We start from the raw sequence: 7,684 nt of genomic DNA on the forward strand, positions 1-7,684 counted from the left end.
ACGCCCTCGTCGAATCAAATCGACTGCATGGAATCACAAGCGATTCATATCGTTCAACTTCTTTTTGGACCGACACTAAGAGTCGGGGTGTCGAATCCACTTTGGAGAGCAACGCCATGAAGAGAAATAGCACATTGCCGAGGCCGGCTGCCACCGGAGCGGTGGAGGAAGCGTTCGCGGACGTTCAGCAGAGCTTTGAGCGGCTTTGCCTTGCGGCCGGAATGGAGGCGCTGGGCGGCGATGATGGAGGCGGACGTGGAGGCGACCTGCGGCCCGCGCCACGGCCGGGATGAAAGGCGGGAGGCGCATCGCTGGGGCAAGACGCGAGGGCGGATCGGGTTCCACGGCGGCAAGATCGCGGTGGAACGCCCGCGCGTTCGCGGCGTCGATGGCCGGGAGGTTCCTATCCCGAGTTGGGAGCGGGCGATAGCGCAGGACTGGCTCGGGCGCTGGGCGATGAACCTGATGCTGATCAACGTCTCGACGCGGCGGTTCGGGCGAGCCGTGCGGCTGCCGGAAGGCGACGTTCCGGCTGGGTCTGGCAGCGGCGTGTCGAAATCGGCGGCGTCGCGCCGGTTCGCGGCTTTGTCGTCGGAAAATCTGGCCACCTTCATGAATGCCGATCTGTCGAAGCTCGACCTGCTCGTCGTTCAGATCGACGGGCTGCATGTAAGCGACGATCTGGTGCTGGTCGCCGCGACCGGCATCGACGGTTCAAAGCATCCGCTCGCGGTTGTCGAGGGCGCCACCGAGAACACCGCGACCGTGCAGGCGCTTCTGGACAATCTTGTCGAGCGCGGTCTCGACCCGGGCGTCGCGCGGCTGTTCATCGTCGATGGAGCGAAGGCGCTGTCGAAGGCGATCCGGGCAAGCTTCGGACGCAACGTCGCGATCCAGAGATGCCAAATCCACAAGGCCCGCAACATCACCGATCGCCTGCCGAAAGAGCTTCACGCTTCGACGCGCCGGGTGCTGCGCCAGGCCTGGGAGCTCGACGACGCGGAGAAGGCCGAGAAACTGATCCGCAACCTGGCGCGCCGGCTCGAGCAGGACCGGCCGGGTGTCGCCGCCAGCCTCCTCGAAGGGCTCGACGAAATCCTCACCGTCGTCCGGCTGAAGCTGCCGATGGAGTTGCGCCGCTCGCTGGCATGCACCAACATCGCCGAGAACATGATGGGCACGATCCGGCGCGTCACGCGCAACGTGAAGCGGTGGCGAAACGGCAAGATGGTCCTGCGCTGGGGGGCCGCCGGCATGCTCGAGGCGGCCAAGGGCTTCCGCAAACTCAAGGCTCACAAGCAACTCCCGCTTCTGCGGGCTGCCCTCATCGCCCATCAGGAGCAAAACAACGCCAACTCCGTTGCCCTCGCATCGAGGGCCGCGTAACCTTCAACCCGGCAACACCGCCCGTCCAAGTTCAACAAACTTCGGGACATCTCCGGTTCCCGCAGGCGGTCTGGATCACAGCGGCGCTATCCTTCCGCCAGCGGTTGCGACCGGGATGATCAGACACGTATGCGTGGAACGACGGTGCGGACCGTGGAATCGCGGCGGGGACTACCTCGCAGAGCGCAGCGCCGCAAGCATGTCCTCGATCGCCATGCGCGTGCGGTAGTCCGGGTCGACGAAGCGTGCATGGACGATCCCATCGGTGCCGACGATGAAGGTGGCCGGGATCGGCAGCGTCCAATCATCGGTGCCCTGAGACACCGACGGATCCCATCCGGAGCTGACCATCATGTGCTTCATCTCGTCGTCGACGGAAAACGCCAGGCCGAGAGACATCGCATAGCCGTTGTCCATGTCGGTGAGAACCGGAAACGGCGCATTGGCGTCGGACTTGAGCCACATAGCGAACTTTGAGCGATCGGGCACGATCGCGGCGATGTGGCGGTGTTCGGTGGCGACCTGTTCCTCGGCACGGGCCAGCGCGTCCACGTTGATGCGACAATACGGACACCATTGCCCGCGATTGAATGCGATCGCCACCGGCCCCTCGCCGAGCAGATCGTTCAGGCGGACCAGGCGCCCCTGCTCGTCGGGTAGCAAGAATGTCGGCATCGGCTCGCCTACCTGGGGCGCTGTCGCGCCGGCGCCGGCTTGGACGAGGCGGTTGACCAGGGCATCGACCGCGTCGGCGAAATGCGCGCCCAGCCGCCGCACCTCATCCGCGAAGGCCTGGAGCCGATCGGCCAGCGGCGCCTGCAGATCGCGGCATCGGATGAAAGCGTCTTCGAGGATTTCGCTGATGGGGCGTTCGGCCATCAATGAGCTCTCCCATGCTGCGCCGGCTGTACGTCGAAGCTCCAGTCGGCGGCGCGCAGCAGATTGAGCAGAGTGGCACAGGCGACCGCGCGGCGTCGACCCGCGACCGTGTACGCCGACACCGTGCGCGCGAGCTCCAGGCGCATCAGCGGTATTCGTCGGAAGCCAGCCGTGCCCGACGTTGTATTTGAGATGATCGCGACGCCAAGGTTTGCGTCGAGCAAGGCCAAAAGATCCTCTTGCGTCGTCACTTGGTGCGTGGTCGCGTCGACGACGCCGTTCGCTTCCAGGCGGGTCTTGAGCTCTTCGCCCATCTCACATTCGGTGTTGATCAGGAGGGTCTCAGAGGCAAGTTCCCTGAACTCGACTCTGTCTCTGCCCGCGAGCTTGTGGGTCCGATTGACGACGAGATTGAATGGTTCCTCGAAAAGCGGGAAGGCCTCGAGGCGAGACCAGGGCTCATCAAGCGGAGCAGCGATTGCCAACTCCGCCGTGCCCAATTTCAGGAATTCGGTGATCTCGGCGCCCGTGCCACGACGCAACTGCAGTTGGAGGCCCGGGAAGGCATGCGACAGCTCCCGCAGCACTGTTGTAAAGGGCCAGAGTGCAACCGTCCGCGAGATTGCCACCGATAAGGGCACGGCCTCGCCCTCCCTGATCGATGTAGCCACCATTTTGGCGGTAAGGGCTGATTCGTAGCACCGGCGCAACATCGGGAGCATGCGCTGGCCGAGCTCCGTTAGATGCGACAGCCCGCGCTCGCGCCGCAACAATTCGCCACCGAGCTCGGTTTCGAGGCCCTTGATCGCGCGGGACAGGGACGGTTGGGTGACGTTGCACCGCTTCGCCGCCTTGGTCAAATTCAGAGTTTCGCTGACCGCCAAGAAATATCGAATTTGATGCATCTCCAAAGCACGATCCTCACTAACCACTCATGGTCGGATCAGGGAACGTACCGGCGGCCACGGTGCCATCCGCCGCCAACTTGAGCATCTCGAAATGCGTCGATAGCGCTGTGACCAGTAACATGCTTGTAACATACCCGAACGGCCAGCGAAAGAAAGACAATCGCGCCACACCAAGCCTATACCTGTGGACGTCTCGAATAGTGCGAGCGTAGCCCTGGGGCGAAACCTCTGGCAAGTTACCTTATCTCGATGCGAATAAGGGGATCGACTATGACCGCAATACCGCCGTGCCGATCTCGACGGGCTGCAGGTCTTCTACCGTGGGCTGGCAGCGCCGATGGATCGCCTCTGCTGTTGCTCCACGGATTCCGAGCGCGAGCCACATGCTTCGTGACCTCCTCCCGCGACTCGCGGGCGAATTCTATGTCATCGCGCCGGATTTGACCCGATTCGGGTAATCCGACATGTCGAGCCGCGAAAAAATAGATCACGCCTTCGAAAATGCTACGCATGTCGTAGACCGCTTTACTGGGGTTGGTGTCCGGGACAATCGTAGTCATTGCGCGGAGTTGATCTAGATGCCGTAATGGGCCGGCGCTCCTCGCATAGCCAGGAAGGTGGCTGTCCCTCAGCGTGATGATGTTGAACGGGGTCCGATTGTGTCGGCCCCAGCCGGGACGCCCATCGAAAAGCTTGTGAATGTGGAGGGGCATCGCTGGGCGATCGAGGACAGCTTCGAGACCGCAAAAAACGAACTCGGCCTCGACCACAATGAGACCCGTTCCTGGCATGGCTGGCATCGCCATGTCTCACTCGTCATGCTCGCCTTCGCCATGATGGCCACCATCCGCCATCATGCCAACGCCGCGCCCCCAAAAACGACGCGCCGGACATCGACCCTCGGTCACACGGTGTGCCGAGGGTCGATGTCCGGCGGATCGTCAGTGGCATCATCTTCGTGATCAGGAACGGGCTGCGGTGGCGCGACGCGCCCAAGGAATACGGTCCCCACAAGATGATCTACAACCGCTTCATCCGCTGGAGCCGCCTCGGCGTATTCAACCGGATATTCGCCGGATTGGCGGCAAAAGGCGGCAAACCCGATCAACTGATGATCGACGCCACCCATTTGAAGGCGCATCGAACGGCCGCCAGCCTGCTCAAAAAGGGGCTGTTCCCCGACGTATCGGGCGAACCAAGGGCGGCCTGAACTCCAAGCTGCATGCTGTATGCGATGGCCGTGGTCGACCGCTGATCCATGTTGCTCAGCGATGGGCAGATGAGCGACTACAAAGGCGCGGCGCTGATAATTGACGCTTTCCCGAAAGCCACAGCCCTGCTCGCTGACAAAGGCTACGATGCCGACTGGTTCCGCGCTGCCTTGCCGATCGCGGCATCGCCGCCTGCATCCAGTCCAAAGCCAACCGCAACGTGCATGATACCTATCTCGTGATCGCGGCACCCATGGACGAACGGGCTTGCCGCATGTGCTTGTTGGCAGCGTGGTCTCACGCATCCTGGCTGAAGTGCCTTGCGACGTGTTGGTGGTGCCGAGCCAACCGCGTTAATTACTGGTGGCTTGATCCACACTTTGCCAGGCAATTGAGTTCCAATCCAAGGCATTTTGCAGCCAGACCCAATCGGCTGGCATCAGATAAAAGCGGTTAAGGAACCTCAGCTGTAGTAGTGGGGACCCCGCGCTCGTCAGGATGACTCGGGCGTCAGTGCGACCATTGTTGGTGCAGTCGTCGCCAGGCAGAAGTCGTTTCGCTGTTCTATCGGGACAGCGGTTCTGACCGTCATGCGCCAGGCGACGAAGAACACCAGCATTAGATGAGCGCCCGCTGTTGCGACGAACAGCCCCCCCGGGCCTTGGGCCCTCATGAGAAAAGCGGCCGCCAGGGGGCCGGCAATCGCGCCAAGGCCGTTTGCCAGAAGCAAGCCCGAGGATGTTTCCACAGTGTTTTCGGCGGCGGTATGATCGAAGGCGTGCGCAACGCAAATGGCATAGAGCGGCAGCGCCGATGCACCGAAGATGGCGGCCAGGATCGATCGAAATAGCCTCTCCTCAAGGTGGAGCATGGATAATATCAGGGCCGCCACAGCTCCTACGAGGCTGGCCGTAATCACAACCAGGCGCCGGTCCAGGGTGTCGGAGAACCGACCGACCGGCCACTGTACCAATGCACCACCCAGGACGGCGATCGACATGAAAATGGCGATCCCCGACGTGTCCGCACCAAGCGCGATGACATATGTCGGTCCAAGCGACCAGAACGCCCCCGTAGCAACGCCGGCGAAAAAGACGCCGACTACTCCGACTGGTGAACACCGATAGAGCCCAATAGGCCGTAATTTAGCCTGACCGAGCGGGGCTGGCGGAGTGGACCCGGTAAGTGCAACCGGAACCACTGCGAGCGAGATCAGGATTGACACCGCTGCAAACAGGGCAAAGTTTTTCGGATCGCCGAGCGTGAACAACATCTGGCCGACAACGTTCACCAACAAGGTGATCATGGTGTAAATCCCCATGATCAGGCCGCGGTTCTTGTTGCTCGCACGCTCGTTGAGCCAGCTCTCTATGATGAGATAAAGGCCCGCAAAACAGAAGCCGGTTATTAGGCGCAGGCACCACCAGATCACGGGTTCGATTGTCAGGGAATGGAGCAGCGTGACCACCGAGGCAATTGACGCAAACGCGCTGAAAGCGCGGACATGGCCGGCTCGCTGGACCAGGCGCCCGCCGCCGACGCAGCCCAGTGCGAACCCCAAATAGTAAGATGAACCAAGCAACCCGATTGCGACCGGGCTAAAATTCTCGATGTTGGCTCTGACCGGTATCAACGTCCACTGTAGCCCGTTCCCCGTAATAAGAATTGCAACGGAAAGGAGCAGGGCTGAGATCGGAAAAAATATTGCCCTCATGGCAACCCCTTTGATTCTTTCCAATTCGGCGGCGTTGAGGATGCCGTTCCGTTCGACAATGCCTCGACGAGCCAAAAATGTCATGCTGCCTGACTTGGGGCTTCGTCCCAGCAAGGTTTCTTGCCGAGCAGTTGCACGACATGGTCTAGGTGGAAAGTTGGCGAACTCTGGAGAGGATGTCGGATGGTTCCTGTCGGATCGTGAAATCGGGCTCGATAAAGGCGCCTCGGACCACACCATCCTGATCGATTACGTAAGTCGCCGGAATTGGCAGCATCCATTCTGACGTTCCATGACGGTGCCCGAGGTCATGGCCGAGCCCCGCATAACGCGCCTTGGTTTCGTCGGGGACGCGATACACGATCCCGTATGATGCAGCGACGCCATGGTCGACGTCCGCGAGCATTGTCAGGTCGAGATTCAACTGCTGCTTTAGCCGCCTTGGCAGATCACGTGTATCGGGAGAAAGGGCAACAACCTTGGCCTGCAGGTCATCAAGTTTCCCCTTGATCGCCTGAAGCGCGCGAAGCTCTGCGCTACAGAATGGGCACCACCCACCACGGTAGAAGCTGACCACCAGCGGCCGGGCCTCGCGGAGCTGTTTGGACGAATGGAGCCGTCCCTCCTCATCGGGAAGAAGAAAGTCCGGCGCATTATCGCCCACCTGCAATGCGTGCGACACGACATCTGTCTTACGAAGCCAATCAACAAGACGAACGTACGATTCCCGGTCGGCGTCACTGAGCCCAGCCAAAATTTCGTTACGCACCTGATCGAAGGTTTTTACCAAATGGTCAGACATCAACTCGGCGCTCATCTGAAACTCCCGGCGTCTCATGGGATACGCTACGTCGAAGGCGGTTTACTGGGAAATATCCGGCGGTTATCGTTTCTATTCCAATGCGTTCATGGACAGCATGGTCGGCGGGGTTTGACGGAACGAGAGTCCCTTGGCATCCGCTGACGTGAGCCCTTAGATTCCCTCCAAGAATGAGTAGAGTCCGTCCATTGAAGGAGACGGACGATGAAGGCTTCTCGGTTTAGCGAGGAACAGATTATCGGCATGATCAAGGAGCAGGAGGCCGGAATGCCCACTGCCGATGTATGCCGCAAGCACGGTGTCAGCAGCGCGACGTTTTACAAATACAAGGCCAAGTTCGGCGGCATGGACGTCAGCGAGGCCCGTCGGCTCAAGGTACTCGAGGACGAGAACGCCCGGCTCAAGAAGCTGTTGGCCGAGGCGATGCTGGACAACGCCATGCTCAAGGAGCTCAGCACAAAAAAATGGTAACGCCCGCCGTCAGGCGAGATGCCGTGGCTTACCTCTGCGAGAGCTTTGAGGTCAGCCAGCGTCGGGCGTGTTCCGTGATCGGGGTTGATCGAACGTCGGTGCGCTATGTGAGCACGCGACCGGATGATCATGCCGTTCGGGAGCGGCTGCGGGAACTGGCGGCTGTGCGCCGCCGGTTCGGTTACCGCCGGCTACATGTGCTGCTGGATCGGGAGGGAATCATGCTCAACCACAAGAAGCTGCGCCGGATTTATGCCGAGGAACGGCTGCAGGTCCGTCGTCGCGGCGGCCGCAA

General features: G+C 61.0%; 4 protein-coding genes and 5 pseudogenes. 5 read left to right on the forward strand and 4 right to left on the reverse strand.

Annotation, left to right across the window (positions count from 1 at the left end):
- Positions 1-116: 116 nt before the first annotated feature.
- A pseudogene (locus ACX3P1_RS27375) lies at positions 117-1,386 on the forward strand (IS256 family transposase).
- Positions 1,387-1,557: 171 nt separating this feature from the next.
- On the opposite strand, the gene ACX3P1_RS27380 reads toward ACX3P1_RS27375, so the two are convergent.
- Both ACX3P1_RS27380 and ACX3P1_RS27385 read right to left on the reverse strand, forming a co-directional pair.
- Positions 1,558-2,265 (reverse strand): peroxiredoxin-like family protein, encoded by a 708-nt coding sequence (locus tag ACX3P1_RS27380; protein ID WP_459082857.1) that lies wholly within the window; start codon positions 2,263-2,265, stop codon positions 1,558-1,560.
- Positions 2,265-3,170: a LysR family transcriptional regulator gene (locus ACX3P1_RS27385; protein WP_459082863.1), complete on the reverse strand. Its 906-nt coding sequence runs from the start codon at positions 3,168-3,170 to the stop codon at positions 2,265-2,267. The genes ACX3P1_RS27380 and ACX3P1_RS27385 overlap by 1 nt, the downstream gene beginning before the upstream one ends.
- A 671-nt stretch (positions 3,171-3,841) precedes the next feature.
- Between ACX3P1_RS27385 and ACX3P1_RS27390 the strand changes: the two are divergent.
- The 3 pseudogenes from ACX3P1_RS27390 to ACX3P1_RS27400 form a co-directional block, all read left to right on the forward strand.
- A pseudogene (locus ACX3P1_RS27390) lies at positions 3,842-4,135 on the forward strand (IS701 family transposase); the annotation flags it as partial.
- Positions 4,066-4,601 (forward strand): annotated as a pseudogene (locus ACX3P1_RS27395) (IS5 family transposase); the annotation flags it as partial. The pseudogenes ACX3P1_RS27390 and ACX3P1_RS27395, both read left to right, overlap by 70 nt.
- Before the next feature lie 41 nt (positions 4,602-4,642).
- Positions 4,643-4,741, forward strand: a pseudogene (locus ACX3P1_RS27400) (universal stress protein); the annotation flags it as partial.
- A 136-nt stretch (positions 4,742-4,877) separates the two neighbouring features.
- Here the strand turns inward: ACX3P1_RS27400 and ACX3P1_RS27405 are convergent.
- The gene (locus ACX3P1_RS27405) at positions 4,878-6,182 is read right to left on the reverse strand and encodes an MFS transporter (RefSeq protein WP_459082859.1); all 1,305 of its coding nucleotides are present in this window, start codon (positions 6,180-6,182) and stop codon (positions 4,878-4,880) included.
- Positions 6,183-6,243: 61 nt separating this feature from the next.
- Positions 6,244-6,915 carry a peroxiredoxin-like family protein gene (locus ACX3P1_RS27410; protein ID WP_459082861.1) on the reverse strand — a complete coding sequence of 224 codons (672 nt, stop codon included), beginning with the start codon at positions 6,913-6,915 and terminating at the stop codon, positions 6,244-6,246.
- Between the two features lie 207 nt (positions 6,916-7,122).
- Between ACX3P1_RS27410 and ACX3P1_RS27415 the strand changes: the two are divergent.
- Positions 7,123-7,684: pseudogene (locus ACX3P1_RS27415) on the forward strand (transposase); the annotation flags it as partial.

The organism is Mesorhizobium sp. A623 (assembly GCF_054489405.1).